The organism is Spirosoma arboris (assembly GCF_009754945.1).
In the GTDB taxonomy this organism is placed as follows: domain Bacteria; phylum Bacteroidota; class Bacteroidia; order Cytophagales; family Spirosomataceae; genus Spirosoma; species Spirosoma arboris.
In genome coordinates this window covers 28,399-48,411 of record NZ_WPIN01000027.1, presented here as the reverse complement: position 1 = coordinate 48,411, position 20,013 = coordinate 28,399, and the positions used below count along the sequence as shown (strand labels likewise).

Below are 20,013 nucleotides of genomic sequence, written 5' to 3'. Positions count from 1 at the left end.
CGTTTCCCTGGTAATCGGTCATTTGTCCGCCTATGAGTACCTGTCTGACAAACGGTTAGAGCAGCCAATAAGTTATGGTATAAATCTTCTTTTAATTTCCAGATCGGCCTGGTTTTTTGGGCTTATAGTTAGCCAACGTGAATCAGGACTCAGGGTTGTATAGTCGAAAGCTGGTATTCTCCCACAGTTTACTCTGGTGAATTAGCCGCAGGAGAATATGAATAAAAAGAGTTCGTTACGTCGTCTGCTGACCTCGTTTCGTCAGGAAATAAACGGGAATTCCTAGGCCCGCAATAAGTAAGCCCATGCCGGTATTAAACGTTTTAGTATAAAGCAGAATACCGCAGATGGTCAGGGCTGCGATAATATATAGAGCCGGAACGAGGGGATAGCCAAATGCCCGGTAAGGACGCTCAGCATCCGGTTCGGTACGCCGGAGTCGAAATAGCCCGGCAATGGTAACCATATAAAAGACTAAAGAAGCGAAGGTGCAATAGTCGAGCAGATCGCCGTATTTCCCTGACAGACATAAGACGGACGCCCAGATACATTGCAGCCACAACGCACGGCCCGGTACCGCATTTTTGTTCAGGTGCGATGCCTGCTTGAGAAACAGCCCATCTTTTGCCATAGCATAATACAATCGCGCGCCAGCCAGAATCAGACCGTTGTTGCAGCCGAAGGTAGAGATCATAATGAGAACAGCCATCACCGCAACCGCTACGTTTCCGAAAACCGTCTCGACAGCGGCTGTGGCAACCCGATCGGCTGTAGCAAATTGAATACCTCGACTGATAATGTCTGTGCCTGATGGTGACCCTTTCAGCGGTAGCAATGATAAGTACGAAACGTTGGCCAGAAAGTAAATCGTGGTTACGATGAGCGTCCCGAAAAACAAAGCCAGCGGGATATTGCGACGTGGATTTTTGATTTCGCCCGCAATAAATGTTACATTATTCCAGGCATCGGCTGAGAATAAGGAGCCAATCATCGAGGTACCAAACGCTAGTACCAGCGCGATACCAGCCAGAGGAAGTACCTCGCCGGTTGCTGTAGTTGTGCTGGCAGCCCATGCATTCGTAAGATTAGTTGACAGAAGCCCACTACTCAGCCCGATGGTGATACCAATAACAATTAGTCCGAGCAAGGCAATTAGCTTGGCTGATGTGAACACATTCTGAATCAGTTTGCCGCTTTGAACCCCTTGGCTATTGAGCCACGTTAGCAATACCAGACTCGAAATAGCGAAGATTGAGCCCAGCGTGACTTTAATCGGCCCGAGGGCCAGTAATACATTATCGGGCCCGAGAGCTGGGATAAATACAGCTGTATATTTAGTAAAGGCAACCGCTACAGCGGCAATGGTGCCAGTCTGGATAACAGTGAAAACCGTCCAGCCATAGACAAAGCCAGTTAGATGGCCATAAGCACGCTGAATGTAAATGTACTGGCCTCCCGCTTTAGGCATCATACCGGCTAGTTCGCCGTAACTGAGAGCAGCCGCAACTGTCAATATGCCTGTTAATACCCAAAGCATGAGTAACCAGCCCGATGAGCCTAGGTTGCGCACCATGTCGGCGGTAACAATAAAAACACCGGACCCAATCATGGAGCCGGAGACGATAAGTGTGGAGTCGATCAGACTCAGTGAACGCTTAAATTCGGTGGGTTCTGTAGCCACATCGGCTGATGGAACGGAGAGCGGTTGGTTTTCGGCCATGAGGAAGTAAGTCGTGCAGAGTTGATTGGTATGATGAGTTTAAAAGTTATTCGTATAAGCCTCTTAATCACTTGCCAAAACTCTTTTACAAGAAGCGGTCAATTGGCCAAAAAAGCAAGCTAATGTTGTAAAAATACATCGGTATATCCTCATTCTACCATCAACTTACTATAGGATAACCTACTGATGAACGAATAATATTTTGCAATTTGGGCAAGATTTAATTCCCGACTCTTTATACTGCTCCGGTGCTGCTAATGAAAAAGATATCGTCTATTTTAGAAGATAAGCTGGTTGTCGCTTTGAACGCTGGTAGTCAGAAAGCGTACGTTGTTTTATGTGATAATTATCGATGTAGCGATGCAATTTAACGAACAGGAATATATAAAATCTGGCCGACTTGAACAGTACGCTCTGGGAATACTTAGTGCTGCCGAAGCGGGTGAAGTGAAACGATTAGCGAATAAATACCCCTCTATTCGGGCTGAGCTGGATTGGGCTATGAAAACATTGGCCGATTCTGAACTTGCCGAACCTGTTATACCCAGGCCCGGCCTGAAAAGCCAAATTATGAAAGCTCTTGGTGTATTGGACGAAGCATTTGCTTTTGATCTAAATGCACTGCCGCTTATCAACACTTCTTCTGATGCCAGTCAATGGGAGCGGACGGTTGCGTCTATACAACCGCCAGCCAACTATAAAAATCTGTTCGGTCATGTACTTCGTAAAGATGCCAAAATCGAACAGATTTTACTGTGGGTCAGGCAGTCGGTAAGGCCGGAAGAACATCACGATGAACTCGAGAGTTTTCTAATTCTGGAGGGCCGCTGTGAATGCTCTATCGGGGGCGAATTGGTGCAACTCTCAGCGGGCGATTATATGGCAGTTCCGATTGATCTTGAACATACCGTCCGAGTTATTTCCGACACGCCCGTGAAAGCTATTGTCCAGCGAATAAAGATAGACGCTTAAGTTAACGAGATTTATTTTAAACGAACGCCAGCCAGGGAGTCATTCTCTGGCTGGCGTTTTAATTTTCAACCACTTTTACAGCCATTCCCTCCGCTTTTAAAGCTAGATCTGCCCGCTGTATAGTCTCGCCAATAAGCTCCTCCCGCTTGTCGTAGTTTTGACATGTCAAAGGAACAAAGGGCAACCAACCCACTCCTTTTTCACCGGGCCGAGTGATGGTCACTCAACGGCCAGGAACCTCATCAGATTTTAACTATTCATTTTAAAAACTTCTATTTCAATCATGAAAATCGCTCAATTTGTTTCCTTCCTGGCCATGGCCGCCCTTATTAGCTTAAGCTCATGCAGCAAAAAATCGGACGACAGTGTTACGCCGACCACGACACAAACACAGGCAGGCTTTTCGGTAAAAATCGACGGACAGTCCTATACACCTGACTTTGCGTACGCACTAGCCAGTTCGCCCGGTACCAGTAACTATTATGCCATTTATGGTCTCGATAGTAAAACCAGTGATATTGTGGCCATTGCTTTGCCTAACACAGTTGCCGAAGGAACTTACACCTTAAGTAATGTCAATTTTGCAACTATGACCATTGCGAAGGAAGATTTTTCGACGGTTAACGGTGGAACGGGAACAGTTACCATTAAGACGAAAACCGCGACGAACATAACCGGTACATTTAGCTTCACGGCTTATGATGTTACAGGTACTAAAAAACGAGTACTCACAGATGGCACGTTCAATGTAGGAATTAGATAGAAGAAGGTAGGTAGGTAAGCCAAATGGCCAGTTTCAGAAGAGACTGGCCATTTTTGTAATATGAAATGAGCTATCGCTTTATCCTGAAACAAAAATAGAAACCCGCTCTAAGCCATAGTCGATCTGAATGCGATTCCTGCATGGGTAGGGCTTCAGTAAGCCATTGATATTCTGGACCACCATAAATATCGACCGAAAAGCGTTGTCTTTTTGTAATCTCAATTAGGTAGATTGAGGTTTCTCTCTATCTCTTTTAATAAATAGTTAATTAGCGCTAAAAAGGTTGATTTCTCAAAAAGTTGATTCAGCCGATAGTAAACAACCACTTGTTCATTACTGTCTAACAAGCGCTTCTTCACCTCATTGAGTTGCTCTAGTAGAGTTAATTTGTCAAGATATTGAGTCGCTTTTTTTATGTCTTCAGGCCAAAACCGGTGAGCGTTAATACCACAACAATCAACTGCACATTGGGTTTCAGTTTTACTCCATAGCTGACTTAATGGGTCTTTTATGTTATATAACTCATATAATGGGCCCCTAGAATCTATTTCTATTTTAGGCTCATTGCTTGGATCAAACTCAATCCATTTAATGTATTTATCTGGTCCAATCCATATACTTTCTTGTTGATCCATTTCAAACTTAAAATATGTTGTTTTTCGTAGTAACACATAATTGCTGATTTTGTAAGCGCTTTAGTTTGAGTAATGTACTAGTGTTAATTACCCAATCTCTGCAGCTGCTGCCCGACCCGCTGTGCGTCCTGAAAAGATACAACCACCCAGAAATGTTCCTTCTAAGGCCCGGTAACCATGCATACCGCCACCACCGAATCCGGCTACTTCACCGGCTGCATATAAGCCAGGAATAGGTTCACCATTGATGCCCAGCACACGGCTAGATAAGTCGGTTTGGAGGCCGCCCAGCGTCTTGCGAGTTAGTATGTGCAAGCGAACAGCAATTAGTGGCCCTGCAGATGGGTCGAGTAATTGATGCGGTTTCGCTGTGCGAATTAGTCGATCTCCGAGGTAGTGGCGCGCGCCCCGAATGGCTGTAATCTGCGAATCCTTGCAGAATGGGTTGAGAATCTGACGATCTCGGGCGACAATCTCACGTTCCAGAGCGGTTAAATCAATGCGGTTTTCCCCTATGAGTGCGTTCATACCTGCTACGAGATCAGGCAGCTTGTTTTTCACAATGAAATCGACCCCCTGATTTTTGAAGGCTTCTACCGGGGCAGGCGCTGATTTGCCAACGGCACGCCCCATCACCTGGCGCCAGTTTTTATTGGTTAAGTCCGGATTTTGCTCTGAACCAGACAGCGCGAATTCCTTTCGAATGATGGACTGATTTAGCACAAACCAGGTATAATCATGACCTGTCTGCATGATATGTTGGAGCGTGCCCAACGTATCGAAACCTGGAAATAGAGGAACAGGCAGGCGATTGCCGCAGGCATCGAACCACATAGACGAAGGGCCGGGTAAGATACGAATACCATGTTGAGGCCAGATAGGTGCCCAGTTTTGGATACCTTCGGTATAATGCCACATTCGGTCGCGATTGATGAGATTAGCACCGGCAGTTTCGGCGATCGCCAGCATTCGTCCATCTACATGCTCCGGCACACCCGAAAGCATATGTTTGGGAGGCTTACCTAACCGCTCCGGCCAGTTCTGACGAACCAGGTCGTGGTTGGCCCCGATGCCGCCTGACGTGACAATGACCACCTGAGCGTGAAACGCAAATTCCCCCACAACCATGCGCGAGCTTTTCTCTCCACGCTTCACCGGGCTAGGTTCCAGAATATCTCCCCGAATGCCTTCAGCAGTCCCATTGGTTAATAGCAGTTCATTGACCCGGTGGCGGAATTTTAACGTAATCAAGCCGCGTTTTACTGCTTCCCGAACACGGTGCTCGAAAGGGGCCAATACGCTCGGGCCGGTGCCCCAGGTGATATGAAAACGGGGGACTGAATTACCGTGGCCGATAGCGCCATAACCACCCCGTTCGGCCCAGCCGACTACAGGAAAGAACCGAAGCCCCTGTTGATGCAACCAGGATCGTTTTTCGCCAGCCGCAAACGTAACATAGGCTTCTGCCCATTTTTTTGGCCAATAATCTTCAGGCCGATCAAAGGCGGCACTGCCCATCCAGTCACTCAGAGCTAGCTCATACGAATCGCGAATTTTCAGTCGACGCTGTTCTGGAGTATCTACTAAAAACAACCCTCCGAATGACCAGAAGGCTTGTCCACCCATGTTCTGCTCAGGCTCCTGGTCAACGATCAGAACTCGCTTTCCTGCATCCGCAAGCTCAGCAGCCGCCACTAACCCTGCCAGCCCTGCCCCAATAATGATAACATCTGTGTCCTGGTGCATAAAACCACGTTAGCTCATTAGCTGAAAGATAGGTCTTATGTTAGACTACTTACTTTGCCATCTAGTTGAAGGGCGGTTTACACCATACGCCATTTCTCCAAGAAATGGCGTATGGTGTAAACCGCCCTTCAACTAGATGGACTATTTCGCTTCTGTTACTTCCAGCACCACACTCGTTCGGCGGGTGTCTACTTGTGGATTAAAGCCAATGGTCATTAAATAGTTGCCTGAATACGTTGCTGTGGATGAGTTAATTGCCGACCGAGTACCCGGATAAACATTCAGTTCCTGAATTTTATAAGTCTTTTCGGGATTCAGTCCTTTCAATTTAATGGGCGCAACACTACCTGCTTTATAACGACTGTTAACCAGATAAGTAAACCATACGGCTCGGTCCTGGCTTTCACTAACGAACATGGCCGATGCTACATCATTCGTATAAGGAGAGGCTAGCCTAAACTGGTCGCCCTGCCAAATGACGGTTTTGACCCGATCATACGTTTTTAGTGCCTCCTGACTGAATTGCAATTCTGGTTCGGTTAGTTTGCTTACGACAATGTCGTAGCCGATTTTGCCCATCATCGCTACGTCTGTTCTGAACTTGATGGGTTGTTTTCCCCAATCGGTAATGTGATTGCAACTCGCGATGGCCGGAAAGAAATAGGAGTAGTTCCATTGAATGAATATTCGCTCAAGCGCATCGGTATTATCGCTGGGCCAGTATTCTGTAAAGTATTGTAGAGCACCGTAGTCTACGCGACCACCGCCACCAGAACAGAGCATCATAGGCAGGGTAGGGTACTTTGCCCGGAGCCGCTCCAATACCTTGTAAAGTCCATGCACATAATCGACATAGAGGTTTGACTGGTTTGGATTTGTAGCTGAGTAGGCGTTGTAAACGACGGCGTTACAGTCCCATTTAATATAGTCCAGTGTTGGATTTTTAGTGAGCAGATCGTTCACCAACCCAAACACAAAGTCCTGCACTTTGGGGTTCGATAAATCGAGTACCAACTGATTTCGAAAATAATATTCCTGGCGATTTGGCAGTTTAAGAACCCAGTCGGGGTGTTTTTCGTAGAGTTCGCTTTTCGGACTGACCATTTCGGGTTCCAGCCAGATGCCGAATTTAACGCCTGCACTTTCGGCATCTTTTACCAGATAGCCGAGTCCATGAGGTAATTTTTTGACGTTTTCCTGCCAGTCGCCTAGTCCTGCATGATCGTCGTTTCGAGGGTATTTGTTGCCAAACCAGCCATCATCGAGCAGGAATAAATCGACGCCAAGCTTTTTGCCGTCTTTGAAAAGTGCGCTTAACTTTTCTTCGTTAAAATCGAAGTAGGTTGCTTCCCAGTTGTTCAGGAGCGTCAGGCGATTGCCTTGCCCTTGTGGAATACGGTGTTTACGTGCCCACCGGTGCAGACTGCGACTGGCACCACCTTTGCCTTTATTTGAATAGGTGAACAGGAAAGAAGGCGTCGTAAAATCAGTTCCAGGCGCTAGCGTATAGGCCGATGCATAAGGGTTTATTCCGGGCAGAATGCGTAGATTATGCAACGGATCAACCTCAAACGCTAGCTGATAATTACCCGACCAGGACAGGGTACCGGCAATGACCTCGCCCTGATCTTCCTCCGCCGGTTGATTGAGTGCTACCAGAAACGACGGCGGCTGAAACAAATCGGCTCGTGTACCCAACTTGGAGTCCAGCACTTTAATGCCCTCGGTAAGTAGCACTTCAGACGGATTCATTTCATTCGCCCAATCGCCGTGAAAATGAGTCAGGTAGTAATTTTGGGCAGGAATGTAGAGGTTGGCCGATGCATATTTTTGTAGCGTTATTGGCTTCTTTTCGGTATGTCGGATCGACGACCATTGCTCAATGACATCCTCTTTTTGGTATGCTTTGTAGTAAAGCATTACCTCAAATGGGTACTGTGGATCTTTTAGGTAGATTTTGGTGAGTATGACGCCATCGGCCAGCGACTGTGTTTCATGCCGAACGTATTTAAGGTCGAGCGAAGGATTTCCATCGGCATGGGTAACCTGAATGGCAGGTTCCAGCAAATTGCGGCCACCGGCTGGCGTGTATACCGAGTTGTAAATACCCGTATAGTCTTCGCCCCGTTTTCCATTTCCAGAGATAGCTGCATATTCAGCGGCCTTTTGAAGCCTTGGGCCAAGATGGATAATGGTTGGTGTTTGGTCTTTGTCTATTCGGATAACCAGTGCCGTTTGTTGGGTTTCAATGGCGATATGGCTGTCGCCGGGTGCGGCTTGTGTTAGCAATGCCATGCCGAAAATAAATGATAAGAGCAGGTAGGCCCGTTGCATGTCTGAGGAGTTTAGTAGCGCAAAATAGGCAAATCCTGACATAGTATCATTTCGCCTGTAAACTACCTCACTTCAATTTCGTCAACGCCCAACTGGGCAGGTTTGCCCGGATAACGCAGCCCTGCTGGTACTCGACCCACATTTCGGGCGATGATTCGAATGTAACGGGCGGTTGTAGCCGTAAAGTCAAAGGGAAGTCGAACAACGGCTCGTTTGCCGCTTTCGGCAGCATTTGTTCGAGCTGTCAATGCGGGTTTAAATATCTTGCCGTCTTCTGAAATTGAAATTTCAACTTGTTTAGGCAGGCATATATTCTTCGCAGTATATTTCAGAAACCCAATCCGAACGCTTTCCACCAGTTCTGGTTTTCCGAGGTCAATTACAGCGTTAAGATCATTTTTAAAGGCTACTACACCTGCTATTTCGTACCCGCCGATGCCGCCGGTTGTCCCGTCGGTCAGACTGTAATTTCGGTCGGGCCTACTACCGATCGGGGCATTCAATAACGTATATGATTTCCCCGTTGCTTTCGAAACAAGATATTCCTTATCTATTTTGGCTAATTGACTGAGTGGTTTCCCATTCTGAAATGTAGCAATCCGAACCTTCGTTGACCGGGCGAGCATAAATGGATTTTCGTAGCGAGGTGATTCGCCCGACGGAATGCTGCCATCCAGCGTATAGTGAATTTCAGGGGATAGATTACTTGGAGACAGGGTAACTTCTACTCGTCCATCAGGAGTTGGTTTAGCCGCCGGAAGCGCGTCGTAGAAAGTGCGCGCATAGTTGACATTCAAATTGGATAACCGTTCGAAGTGTGTTGGCAAACGGCGGGCAAAGTCGTCATAATTTTTCAGCGCTAAGGGAGTCCAGACAACCTCGGCCATAGCAGCGGCACGTGGCCAAATCATGTATTCGGCCTGGTCTGGCGTAGCAATGTATTCTGTCCAGACATTTCCCTGTGCCCCCAAAATATAGACTGCTTCGGTAGGCGACAGGTTCGCTGGTGTTGGGTCATACGAATACACCTTGGCTATCGGGAGCGAGCCACCGAAAGCGGTTGGTTCCTGGGCTATATCGCCCTGATAAAAATTGAGATAGCAGAACTGGCCGGGTGTCATAATCACGTCATGGTGTTGTTTGGCAGCCTCTATGCCACCGTTAATACCACGCCAGCTCATCACCGTTGCATTGGGCGATAAGCCACCCTGCAAAATCTCATCCCAGCCAATAATTCGGCGCCCTTTGGAGGTTACGAACTTATCAATCCGGGTAATGATATAACTCTGAAGCTGATTTTCATTTTTGAGCTTCTCCCGTTTCATAAGCTGCTGGCAAAACACACTTTTATGCCAGACGGTCTTCGGACATTCATCGCCCCCAATATGAATGTACTTGCTCGGAAACAACTCCATTACCTCGGTTAGTACATCTTGTAAAAACGTAAATGTTTTTTCCGTTGGGCAGAATACATCATCGAACACCCCCCATTTCGTCGCTACCTGATACGGGCCCGTTGTACAAGCTAGTTCGGGATAAGATGCCAGTGCAGCCAGCGCATGGCCGGGTAGTTCAATTTCCGGTATTACATTGATATACTTCGTCGCTGCATAGCGTACAACATCGCGGATTTCGTCTTGGGTGTAAAATTCATTATATGGCTTACCATCAAACACTTGTGGATCGAAATCATCGTAATGTCCTACAAGCGTTTCGCGTCGACGGGAGCCGATTTGTGTTAGCTTAGGATACTTTTTGATTTCGATGCGCCAGCCCTGATCATCAGTTAGATGCCAGTGGAAATTGTTGAATTTATGTAGCGCCATCAGATCAAGATACTTCTTGATAAACGCCACGGAAAAGAAATGCCGGCTAACATCCAGATTCATACCTCGATAACTATAGCGTGGTTTATCCTGAATTCGACAGGCGGGAATGAGTAAAACAGGGGGCAAGGAACTTGGAGCAGGAACAATTAACGATCCCATGCTACTAGCTCCGCGCTCCTTGCCCAATACAGCCGGTGGAAGGAGCTGATACAGCGTTTGAACCGCGTAGAAAAAACCTTTTGGGCTGGCAGCTTCAATAGTTACAAATTGGGGCGTTACATCAAGATGGTAGCCTTCGTCGCCCATGGTTGTATCGCGCAAAGGCAAAAATTGAATCAAGTTCGCCCTTGCGTTCTGGCCTGATTGGGGTGTCTTGTCAAGGTTTCGTACCATAAGGCTTATACCCGTGCTATGGTTAATCTGTTGTGCAAACGATTCGGCAATGGCTTTCAGGTCGGCCTGCGCAAATGGCACCATAACCGTTGTATGTTGACTAACAATGAATTCGCCAACACGAGGTTCGAGCTGGGCCGGACGAGGAATAATCGTATAGCGATCGGTAGATTGGCAATGGGCGGACAGAAGTTGTAAACTAAGCGCGGCAATAAACAATAAGCGGGTAAGCATAGGAAAATTTTGTGACTGGCTATTAACTTGCCAATTCAATCTATAAACGTACAAACGACTGAACCTTGTTGTACGCTGGTTAAACAACTCATTTTGGTACGTGAAGAAATCGTTATTGGTATTAATTTTTTGTATCTATTGGTCCTGCTTACAAGCGCAAACGACCACCGAAATTGCCCCTGCCGAAACGCATCATTATGCGATTGAAATTGCCGGAATTCGCGTCGGTACAATGACTGCCGTTCGCCAGCCACAAGCCGATAACCAGACGGTCTATACGCTCATTAGCGATGTAAAAGTGAATTTGCTGGTTTATACGGTGAAGATTTATTACAAGGTTATTAACCGATTTGAGGGTAAAAAGTTGATGTTCTCGACGGTTGAGGTGCACACAAATCGGGGTGATTATATGTCTAAAACAGAATGGAAAGGAGATCACTATGATATCCTCGCTGACCAGTATAAATACAAACGTCAGGCTACTGAAACGCAAAATATTGATTTTTCAAGTTCTCTTTTGTACTTTTACGAACCACTAGGGCGAAATAAGGTCTATGCCGAGTATTTTGGCGATTATTTTACCTTCAGTAAAACAACAGCCGGAACCTATCAGGCTGCGCTTAGTGACCGGGTCGATGATTACATTTATCAAAATGGTCGCTTAGTGAAAATAGTGAAGCACAACTCATTGAAGAATTTTATAGTGCGGCTGCTGGATTAGTAAAGTAGAGTCAGAACAGAAGTGCGAAGCCGCTGAGTATCGAGTGCCATTCAATTGGATGGCTAAGTAGCGTACCCACCGTAACCCATTACTGTTAATGACGAAACTATTCCTGATAGTGTCGGCTGGACTCGGCTGCATTACCCTCATCGCCCAATCGGCTGTTGCCCAAACCAATCAATTTCTCGCGCTGAATGTTGCCGCACCGGTTAAGGCACTAACAAAGCAACTGAATTTCGCAAGCATCGAAGAAAGTCCTGTTCATTTCTGCGGAGAAAATATACCCACAAATCATCCGGCCATTGTTGAACGATGGACTCGGACGCTGAATCAACAGGCGTCCTTAGCGGCTGATCTAACCGTATTGAAACGTCGGGCATCGGTTGTCTTTCCCATTATCGAACCGATTCTAAAACAGTATCGAATTCCATCTGATTTTAAATTTTTGCCCCTACTCGAAAGCGCCGTTACCAATCGGGCCGTCTCACGGAAGGGAGCGGCTGGTTTCTGGCAGTTGATGCCGCAAACCGCGCAGTCGCTGGGGTTAAGTGTATCGCATCGGCGCGATGAGCGGTTTAATCTCTTAAAAGCGACTCATGCTGCCTGCCGATACATCAACGAGCTTTACGACCAACTTGGCTCCTGGATGCTGGTGGCGACGGCCTATAATGCTGGGCCAAACTACATTCAACAACTTAGTCGTCAGCATCCCGATATGCACCCGATGGCGTTGCCGTACCGCGCTGCCGAAACGAAAGCGTATTTGTATCAAACAGTCGCCATTAAGGAGCTACTCACTCGTCCTCAGGCGTATAGTGATCGTTTGAGCGTTCGGAATCTGGAAGCTTTAAGCGATGCTACTGACCCAGTCGCATCGGCTGAACGAGCCACGATACTGGCTTCGTTTGATATGGACGAACGGGATGTTGCAAGGGCTCTTATTGGTGAAAAGACTCTGGAAACGGGGATAACTTTTGTGAATGATTCGACAACGACAGTCGTATTATTAACCGAAGATGAAGCAACGCCAGAAATCAGTACAGAAAAGCCATTACCGGCACCGGCTACCGCCCAGGTAACTCCGGTTGAAACCGCATCGCCCACTATCCGGCTAGTAACGCGTAGCCTGAGTGAAGGCCCGCTAACCGAAGGGAAATTATGCCTGTTTCAAGTGGTACAACCCGTTACACTGAATGGCCGGACATTTGCCGTTGGCGATATGATTCAGGCACATATCGAAGTTATTGACGCGGGCTCAAATCGGGTTTTCCTACGCACCGACCAACTGACTACGGCGCAGACGCAAGAAAAATTCTCCCTCAAATTAGTCGCCACCGACCAACCCAAGCAACCGGGCGTTGCGCTGCCCGCAAGACTCGAAGGCTGGCAGTTGAGTTGGGAGTTGTTGTAAGTTGTTAATTGTAGTTTTGCGTGGTGTCAGATGCTTACATCTGACACTCGATAGGTTTTGAGAAACCTAAAATGTCGGCTATAAGTAGCCGACATCACGACACGGAAATCGTGTTCAATACCTAAAGTACCTTCGGTCCCTGCTTATTGATTTGGGAAACGTAGGCTTCACTGGTAATACCTACTGATAAAAACGCCTGCTGCATAGCGGCCCCAACCTGCTCGGCGGTTTGTGCATCGCGACTTAAGGCGAACATGGAAGGACCCGAACCCGAAATGCTGCATCCTAGTGCGCCATTTTCCAAGGCGGCCTGTTTGGCTTCATTAAATTCTGGAATCAGGATAGCCCGTACTGGTTCAATAATTACATCGACAAGCGAGCGGCTAATCAAATCGTAATCAGGGGTCATTAATCCTGCAATTAAACCCGCTACATTACCCATCTGGATAATGGTATTTTTTAATGAAACTTCATTTTTGAGGATAAACCGGGCATCCTTCGTATTCACCTCAATATCAGGATGAACAAGCGTGCAGAACAGATTGGCTGGTGTATCGATACGGATAACATCTAACGGCTGGTAACTCCGAACAACTACAAAACCACCCAGCAACGATGGCCCTACATTATCGGCATGGGCCGACCCGCAGGCAATTCGTTCGCCTTCCATAGCAAATGGAAGCAGTTTCATGATTGGTAAGGGCCGACCCAGCAGTTCATTAGCAGCAAAAACACCGGCTACGGCACTGGCAGCACTGGAACCCAGACCACTACCCAAAGGCATTTGCTTATGAAGCACAACATCGAGACCTACATCGAGCCGATTGATGTGTTTAAGGTAGGTTTGAATAGCAATGCTGGCTGTATTTCGACCTGCTTCGCGAGGTAAACGTCCTTCGTCACCAATGATGTCGGTAATTCGAACGCCGGGCTCATCGCTGGCAGTGAGAGTAATCTGATCGCCGGGATTATCAACGGCAAACCCAAAAATATCAAACCCACAGGCTACGTTGGCAACGGTAGCGGGGGCAAACACACGAATAGAATCCACGATAGAAGAAGAGGCAACGAAACGCAAAGGTAATGATTTGGGCTAGAAATCAATTTTCTGCAATTCTTCCACCATTAACCGACCAGCCCGTTCCGAAGCGCCTGGTTTACCCATTTTTTTCTGGACATCGGCATAGCCTGCTAACTGCACATTCCGTCCCGGACTACCTGGCAAAATGGCCCGTAGTTCTGTTGCCGTGCGATCAGGCGTGAGATCGTTCTGGATTAACTCTTTTACGACTTCGCAGTTGGCGATGAGGTTCACTAGTGAAATAAAGGGTACTGCGATGAGCCGTTTGGCTATGGCATAACTAATACTGGTCGTTTTATAGCAAACCACTTGCGGAATGTTCAGAAGGGCCGTTTCAAGTGTGGCCGTTCCTGAGGTAACAAGCGCGTTTGTAGACACATGCAGTAAATCATAAGCCGCATCATCAACACACTTCACACTGGGATAGTCGGCTAGTAAGTTGTCGTACAGTGCCTTTGGAAGATTACTTACGGTGCCAACAACAAATTGATATTCTGGGAACTGACGAGTAACAGCCAGCATAGTGGGCAGGATCGACGTAATTTCCTGATGGCGACTACCTGGTAAAAGCGCAATAATTGGCCCTTCGCCTAACTCATTCTTAGTGCGAAAAGTCGGATCGGGGTGGAAGTCAGCCAATGCATCGAGGAGTGGGTTGCCAACATAGTCGACCTTGTAATCGTATTTAGCGAAGAACTCGGTCTCGAAAGGCAGAATTGTGAACAACCGATCAACATTCCTTTTGATCTTCAGCGCACGACGTTGATTCCAGGCCCAGACCTTGGGCGAGATATAGTAAAATACACGAATGCCGTGCTGTTTGGCGAATCGTGCCATTCGAAGATTAAAACCAGCATAGTCGATCAGAATAAGCACATCGGGTCGGTGAGCCAATAAATCGGCCTGACACTCGTGCATAATCCGGCGGATAGTGCCGAAATTTTTGACTACCTCCAGAAACCCCATAAATGCCATCTCGCGGTAATGGCGTACCAGTACAGCCCCGGCTGCTTCCATTTGCTCGCCACCATACGCCCGAAAATTTGCCTTAGGGTCATGATGATGAATAGCTCGTATAAGATTGGCGCCATGAAGGTCACCAGAGCGTTCACCGGCAATGAGGTAGTAGGTCATGTAGAGATGTATGATGTATGATATAGGGTATATGATTGCTGTTCATACATCATACACCCTATATCATACATAAAAAATCATTCGCCAAAATAATCGACAAAGTTCTTTGGGGTTTCGTAGAGCCGGAGCTGGTGAAGGTGAGCATCAGTAACAGGCTCCAGGGCGCGTTCGAGAATCTTCCAGATTTCCATAATGAAGAGTTCACAACTGGCCATCTTGCCCTGCATAAAGTCGACGTCAAGATTCAGGTTCTTGTGGTCAACTTTCTCGATGACTTCCCGTTTAATAATGTCGCCCAATACTTTCAGGTCAATCACAAAACCTGTATCGGGGTCGGGTTCGCCTTTGACCGTTACAATTAGTTCGAAGTTATGACCATGCCAGTTTACATTGGCACAGGGACCAAAAACCTCTTTATTTCGCTCTTCCGACCAGGCTGGATTGTATAGCCGGTGGGCCGCGTTAAAGTGCTCAATTCTGTTAATATAGACCATTTTTCTGGTTTAGATGGGGCGGTTGCCAGAAACGCCGATTTGAAAATGAGGTGCAAAGGTACGAACTCTTCTGCCGGTATAAAAATACCCTCTACGAACGGGTTCGAGATGTATAACGGTAACTTCTTGTATTGGAAAAGTACAAATTAATCACTAAATCTACTATTCAATTGTCCGATATAAAACATGTATCTTTACGGGCGTTTTTGCTTCAATCACGCTGATACCTACCTAATTATCACTACGAACACGTTTACCACCACCACTTTATGATTATCGTTACGGGAGCCGCCGGTTTTATCGGAAGCTGTTTAATCAGCAAGTTGAATCAGGAAAACTTCAATTTCATAATTGCAGTAGATGATTTTTCGTATCCCGAAAAAGAGGCTAATTTGGTCGGAAAACGGATTCAGGAACGGGTGGACCGAGAGGATTTTTTTGACTGGCTCGATCAGAATTATCAGGAAGTCGAGTTCATTTTTCATATCGGAGCTCGCACCGATACGACGGAGTTTGATCGCCAGATTTTTGAGCATTTGAATGTCGAGTATTCCAAGCAGATCTGGAATCGTTGCATCGATTATCAGATTCCGCTTGTATATGCATCTTCGGCCGCCACCTACGGCCTTGGCGAATTAGGTTATGATGATAATGAGTCGCTAATTCCTCAATTAAAACCGTTAAATCCCTACGGTGACTCAAAGAATGAGTTTGACATTTGGGTACTGGAGCAAGAACGTAAACCGTTCTTCTGGGCTGGATTAAAATTCTTCAACGTATACGGTCCCAACGAATACCATAAGGGACGAATGGCATCCGTGATTTTTCACGCTTATCATCAGATCAAAAAGTCGGGGCAAATGAAGTTGTTCCGGTCACACAATCCTGATTTTGCTGATGGCGAACAGATGCGCGATTTCGTTTATGTAAAAGATGTGATCGAGGTTTGCTCGTTTCTCATGCATCACCGGCGCAACTCCGGCATTTACAACCTCGGCAGCGGTAAGGCTCGTACATTTCTTGATCTGGCTAAAAATACATTTTACGCACTTGATCTTGAGCCTCAAATTGGCTTTATCGATACCCCCGCCGATATCCGTGATAAATACCAATACTTCACGCAGGCTAATATGTCTAAACTTCGTTCAATAGGCTATGAAAAGCATTTTCACTCCCTGGAAGATGGTATTGCCGATTATGTAACGAATTACTTGAGCAAAGGCCAGTATCTGTAAACTTGCCTGAAAATTTAGCTACCATTTTTTGAAGATAAAGAACACCGCAATCACCAGGAAGATAAAGCCAACGAGGTGATTCCAGGCCAGCTTATCTGTCTTGAAAACGAATACGGTTATAAGCGTAAAGACCGTTAGTGAAACGGCCTCCTGAACGGTTTTAAGTTGAAAAAGTGAGAAGGGGCCGCCAGTCTCATCGGAGCCAATCCGGTTGGCAGGTACCTGAAAAATATACTCGAAAAAGGCCATACCCCAGCTCAACATAATTACGCCAAACAGCGATAATTTAGCCAGCATAGGAAATTGTTTGACCTGAAGATGACCATACCAGGCCAGTGTCATAAATATGTTCGATAACGTGAGCAGCAATACGCAGTAAACTCCTTTCATTCGATAGGTTGATTAAGTTTAAGTAGTAATAGGTGAGGGCAATGTTAATTCACTTGTAAAGGTAAACGCTTGCCATTCGAGATGTAGCGTCCCGTTAAGCATCGTTGTTAACCGATGACTGATCCAGAGTCCCAAACCATGACCTTCTTTAAATGGGTCGGCCTGGAAAAAAGGCTGCATTAAGTCAAGAGTAGGGCCACACTCGCGGACAGTCTGATTCTGAAACCGAATTTGCCATGTACCTGTATAACGAACCTGAATCAGAACAGCACTGTTCGGAACGGCATATTTAATGGCGTTTTCCAGTAAGTTTAGTACAATATGTTCTAGTTTGACCGCATCAGTCAGTATCGTTTCTCCAGCCTGCTCCTGAATGTCAAGGTGAGTCGTTACCTCATAATCAACGGCTACATTAGCCAATCGCTCCGTGCAATACTTAACGACAATAGGGATACTGGCTTCGGCTATGTTGAGTGGCTGAGCGGCTTCGTCGGGCCGACTCAGGGTTAAAAATTCATCCAGTAATCGAGCTAATCGACTCACTTCGTCCAGTTGTCCGACCAGGAATGATTTCATACTGGAATCGACCTGTTCACTGTCGAGAGATACTTCAAGTCCAGTTTTCATAACGGTTAAAGGCGTTCGTAACTCGTGAGCGGCAGCCCCAAAGAAATTTTGTTGTAAGTCAACATTCTCCCGAATCCGGGCCAGCATGCGGTTCAGAGTATCCGTAAGCTGATAAATTTCATCGCGCGTTTTGGGTAGTGTAAGTTGACTACTGTCACCAGCTTTACTGATCGTATTGGCTTGACTGATGATTGCCTGTATGGGGCGCAATAGCCAACCTGCAGCCCCGTAGCCAGCGACAAAAGCCAATGCTAGACTTACTAACCAGCCCAGTCCAAATAGCCACCGGAGCTGGCTAATGTCTTGCCGTAAACTGTAGTCGGGCACCACAAGTGTCAGCAGGATTTGTCCCTCCGATAACTGATCTGTAGATGTTTGCGTTGTTACGGCCCGGTACGAATCATACCTCGGGAATTTATGCCGACTCCTGCCAGGACTGCCTGGGAAACCAGGGCTATGGAAAAGCTCACGATGATGCCCGTAGGTACGATAAATAACCCTCATTCGTTCCTGATCGGTGGGTAGAGGAAGAACGACGGGATCTATACTAACAAGCGATAGGAGCCACTCTGCTCGGGTTCGGGTAGCCCGATCAAAAGCGGTTTGTAAACTTCGTTCGGCACGATTGAGCATCATCCAGCCCGAAAGTAAGCTTACTACCGCAAACACAGCCGTAACGGCTAGAACGATACGGCTGCGTAGACTCATGCTGTTTTGCACCGATAGCCCCGGCCAATAAGCGTTTCAATCAAGCCTGGTTTGCCGATCGAATCTAGTTTTTTCCGGAGCTGATAAATATGAACTTCAATCACATTGCTGCCCATATCGTAATCCACAGCCCAGACTTTTTCAGCGATTTCATTTTTAGTGACCAATTGTCCAGCCCGACGCATCAGCAACTCGAGTAAGGCAAACTCACGGTTGGTTAACTCAAGTGCCGAGCCATTTTTTAAAACCTCGTGCGATACAAGTCGCATTTCAAGATCGGCCACGCGTAATACAATATGGTCGCTGATTGTAGTTCGCCGTTGCAAAACGCGAATTCGGGCTAGTAATTCATTGAAATCAAAGGGTTTGCGTATATAGTCGACGGCACCAAGATCCAGGCCGTGCACCACTTTGTCTGGATCGCTCAGTGCCGACAGAATAATTACGGGAACGGTTAACTCGAATGTCCGAAGATTTTGTAATACCTCAAAACCCGTCTGCCCTGGTAGCATCAGGTCGAGCAAAACTAGATCATAAAGTCCTCCGGCTAGAAAGTTGAGGCCCTCGGAACCCGAGTGAGTCAGGTCGGCTACGTGGCCATGTTGTTCAAGGCCCTGTTTGATAAACCGCGCCAGTTTACGTTCATCTTCGATAACGAGGATTTTCATATAGCGAAAGAGTGAAAGAATGAATGAGTGAAAGAGCGAAGCCATCTGGTCCCTATTCGCTATTTCACTCATTCATTCTTTCACCATTAATTATCGAACCAAATATTGTTGTCCATTAATTGTCAATACGGATGCTCTCAGAATAGTCACTTTTTCTAGCTGTACCTGCCCATCCCGAAGGCTTTTGGGATAGCCTTGTACCGTAATTGGACTACCTTTTTTTGCCAGATCGGTGAGTTGATACGCTACATGTGGTGGAATACTGACAACTGTTTTGTCGTCCAGTACTAACCCATTTACGCGACCTCCACGGTCAATTCGATAGTCAGCAACTTTTCCCGTGACGGTAGCTAATGCTGGCGGTTCGGGTGTTGCCGTAGGGCGCGTAGGAGGGGTATCGAAAACGGTTGTTTTGCCAGAAGTCAGGCTGTTCATTCTAAATACAGTTTCCCCTTTCGGACTGCTCACGGAATAGCCGGTAATGCTCACATTACTACCCGTCTTTACTGCCTTCTGAACTTGCTGACCTAACTGGGGTGGGAATTTTATGGTGGTAGCAGCGCCCGAACCAGCATTGAGCGTAAAACCGTCCAAAATAGCGTCATCATTCCCTGTCCATTGGCCAACCGTACCCGAAACAGTTGTCAAGGACGTAAGCCCTTGATGATAAGCGCCCTGAGGACCTCGTGGATCTCTAGAAGCACCGGGTCCACCACGGTGTTTGCCATGCCGGGGACCGGGACCACCTGGTTGCGGAGGCCCTTGAAAATCCCTATCAGGGCCAGGGGCATTGATTGCAATATCAGAAGGGGACGTGCCGGGAACCGCTGCCTGTTGTGCGAGTGCAAAGGGCGAAGCTAAGGTAGCTGTAAGGAGGGTAAGGGCGATTAGTTTTGCGTTCGTTTCCATAGTCAATTT

The 20,013-nt window shown here is 46.9% G+C and carries 17 protein-coding genes; 5 read left to right on the top strand and 12 right to left on the bottom strand.

The window, feature by feature from the left end; translation table 11 throughout:
- Positions 1 to 235 precede the first annotated feature (235 nt).
- Positions 236 to 1,720 (bottom strand): APC family permease, encoded by a 1,485-nt coding sequence (locus GO755_RS37805; protein WP_157590634.1) that lies wholly within the window; start codon positions 1,718 to 1,720, stop codon positions 236 to 238.
- A 360-nt stretch (positions 1,721 to 2,080) separates the two neighbouring features.
- On the opposite strand from GO755_RS37805, the gene GO755_RS37800 reads away from it, so the two are divergent.
- Both GO755_RS37800 and GO755_RS37795 read left to right on the top strand, forming a co-directional pair.
- Positions 2,081 to 2,692 (top strand): cupin domain-containing protein, encoded by a 612-nt coding sequence (locus tag GO755_RS37800; protein ID WP_157590633.1) that lies wholly within the window; start codon positions 2,081 to 2,083, stop codon positions 2,690 to 2,692.
- A 283-nt stretch (positions 2,693 to 2,975) separates the two neighbouring features.
- Positions 2,976 to 3,455 carry a DUF6252 family protein gene (locus GO755_RS37795; RefSeq protein WP_157590632.1) on the top strand — a complete coding sequence of 160 codons (480 nt, stop codon included), beginning with the start codon at positions 2,976 to 2,978 and terminating at the stop codon, positions 3,453 to 3,455.
- A 218-nt stretch (positions 3,456 to 3,673) separates the two neighbouring features.
- On the opposite strand, the gene GO755_RS37790 is transcribed toward GO755_RS37795, so the two are convergent.
- From GO755_RS37790 to GO755_RS37775, 4 genes are all read right to left on the bottom strand, one after another.
- Positions 3,674 to 4,090: a DUF6331 family protein gene (locus GO755_RS37790; protein ID WP_157590631.1), complete on the bottom strand. Its 417-nt coding sequence runs from the start codon at positions 4,088 to 4,090 to the stop codon at positions 3,674 to 3,676.
- 87 nt (positions 4,091 to 4,177) lie between these two features.
- The gene (locus GO755_RS37785) at positions 4,178 to 5,836 is read right to left on the bottom strand and encodes an FAD-binding dehydrogenase (RefSeq protein ID WP_157590630.1); all 1,659 of its coding nucleotides are present in this window, start codon (positions 5,834 to 5,836) and stop codon (positions 4,178 to 4,180) included.
- A 141-nt stretch (positions 5,837 to 5,977) separates the two neighbouring features.
- The gene (locus GO755_RS37780) at positions 5,978 to 8,170 is read right to left on the bottom strand and encodes an alpha-galactosidase (protein ID WP_157590629.1); all 2,193 of its coding nucleotides are present in this window, start codon (positions 8,168 to 8,170) and stop codon (positions 5,978 to 5,980) included.
- A gap of 62 nt (positions 8,171 to 8,232) precedes the next feature.
- Positions 8,233 to 10,626 (bottom strand): glycoside hydrolase family 20 protein, encoded by a 2,394-nt coding sequence (locus tag GO755_RS37775; protein ID WP_157590628.1) that lies wholly within the window; start codon positions 10,624 to 10,626, stop codon positions 8,233 to 8,235.
- A 100-nt stretch (positions 10,627 to 10,726) separates the two neighbouring features.
- Here GO755_RS37775 and GO755_RS37770 point away from each other — a divergent pair, with 100 nt between their 5' ends.
- On the top strand, positions 10,727 to 11,347 hold the full coding sequence (locus tag GO755_RS37770; RefSeq protein WP_198175050.1) for a DUF6134 family protein: 621 nt from the start codon (positions 10,727 to 10,729) through the stop codon (positions 11,345 to 11,347).
- Positions 11,348 to 11,444: 97 nt separating this feature from the next.
- Positions 11,445 to 12,758, top strand: a complete 1,314-nt coding sequence (locus tag GO755_RS37765) for a lytic transglycosylase domain-containing protein (protein ID WP_157590627.1) — start codon at positions 11,445 to 11,447, stop codon at positions 12,756 to 12,758.
- Between the two features lie 121 nt (positions 12,759 to 12,879).
- Here the strand turns inward: GO755_RS37765 and GO755_RS37760 are convergent, their stop codons facing one another.
- The 3 genes from GO755_RS37760 to GO755_RS37750 all read right to left on the bottom strand — a co-directional run bounded on the left by GO755_RS37760 (position 12,880) and on the right by GO755_RS37750 (position 15,467).
- A complete protein-coding gene (locus GO755_RS37760; protein ID WP_317166040.1) occupies positions 12,880 to 13,809 on the bottom strand; it encodes a homoserine kinase in 930 nt (309 codons plus the stop codon).
- A 42-nt stretch (positions 13,810 to 13,851) separates the two neighbouring features.
- Positions 13,852 to 14,973, bottom strand: a complete 1,122-nt coding sequence (gene lpxB / locus GO755_RS37755; RefSeq protein ID WP_157590625.1) for a lipid-A-disaccharide synthase — start codon at positions 14,971 to 14,973, stop codon at positions 13,852 to 13,854.
- A 77-nt stretch (positions 14,974 to 15,050) separates the two neighbouring features.
- A complete protein-coding gene (locus GO755_RS37750) occupies positions 15,051 to 15,467 on the bottom strand; it encodes a 6-pyruvoyl trahydropterin synthase family protein (protein ID WP_157590624.1) in 417 nt (138 codons plus the stop codon).
- Positions 15,468 to 15,736: 269 nt separating this feature from the next.
- On the opposite strand from GO755_RS37750, the gene rfaD reads away from it, so the two are divergent.
- Positions 15,737 to 16,702 carry an ADP-glyceromanno-heptose 6-epimerase gene (gene rfaD, locus GO755_RS37745; RefSeq protein ID WP_157590623.1) on the top strand — a complete coding sequence of 322 codons (966 nt, stop codon included), beginning with the start codon at positions 15,737 to 15,739 and terminating at the stop codon, positions 16,700 to 16,702.
- A gap of 18 nt (positions 16,703 to 16,720) precedes the next feature.
- Here the strand turns inward: rfaD and GO755_RS37740 are convergent, their stop codons facing one another.
- From GO755_RS37740 to GO755_RS37725, 4 genes are all read right to left on the bottom strand, one after another.
- Positions 16,721 to 17,092: a DMT family protein gene (locus GO755_RS37740; protein WP_157590622.1), complete on the bottom strand. Its 372-nt coding sequence runs from the start codon at positions 17,090 to 17,092 to the stop codon at positions 16,721 to 16,723.
- An 18-nt stretch (positions 17,093 to 17,110) separates the two neighbouring features.
- The gene (locus tag GO755_RS37735; RefSeq protein WP_157590621.1) at positions 17,111 to 18,427 is read right to left on the bottom strand and encodes a sensor histidine kinase; all 1,317 of its coding nucleotides are present in this window, start codon (positions 18,425 to 18,427) and stop codon (positions 17,111 to 17,113) included.
- Entirely contained in the window at positions 18,424 to 19,095 is a 672-nt protein-coding gene (locus GO755_RS37730; protein ID WP_157590620.1) for a response regulator transcription factor, read from the bottom strand. The genes GO755_RS37735 and GO755_RS37730 overlap by 4 nt, the downstream gene beginning before the upstream one ends.
- Positions 19,096 to 19,185: 90 nt before the next feature.
- Positions 19,186 to 20,004: a hypothetical protein gene (locus GO755_RS37725; RefSeq protein WP_157590619.1), complete on the bottom strand. Its 819-nt coding sequence runs from the start codon at positions 20,002 to 20,004 to the stop codon at positions 19,186 to 19,188.
- Between the last annotated feature and the right edge of the window lie 9 nt (positions 20,005 to 20,013).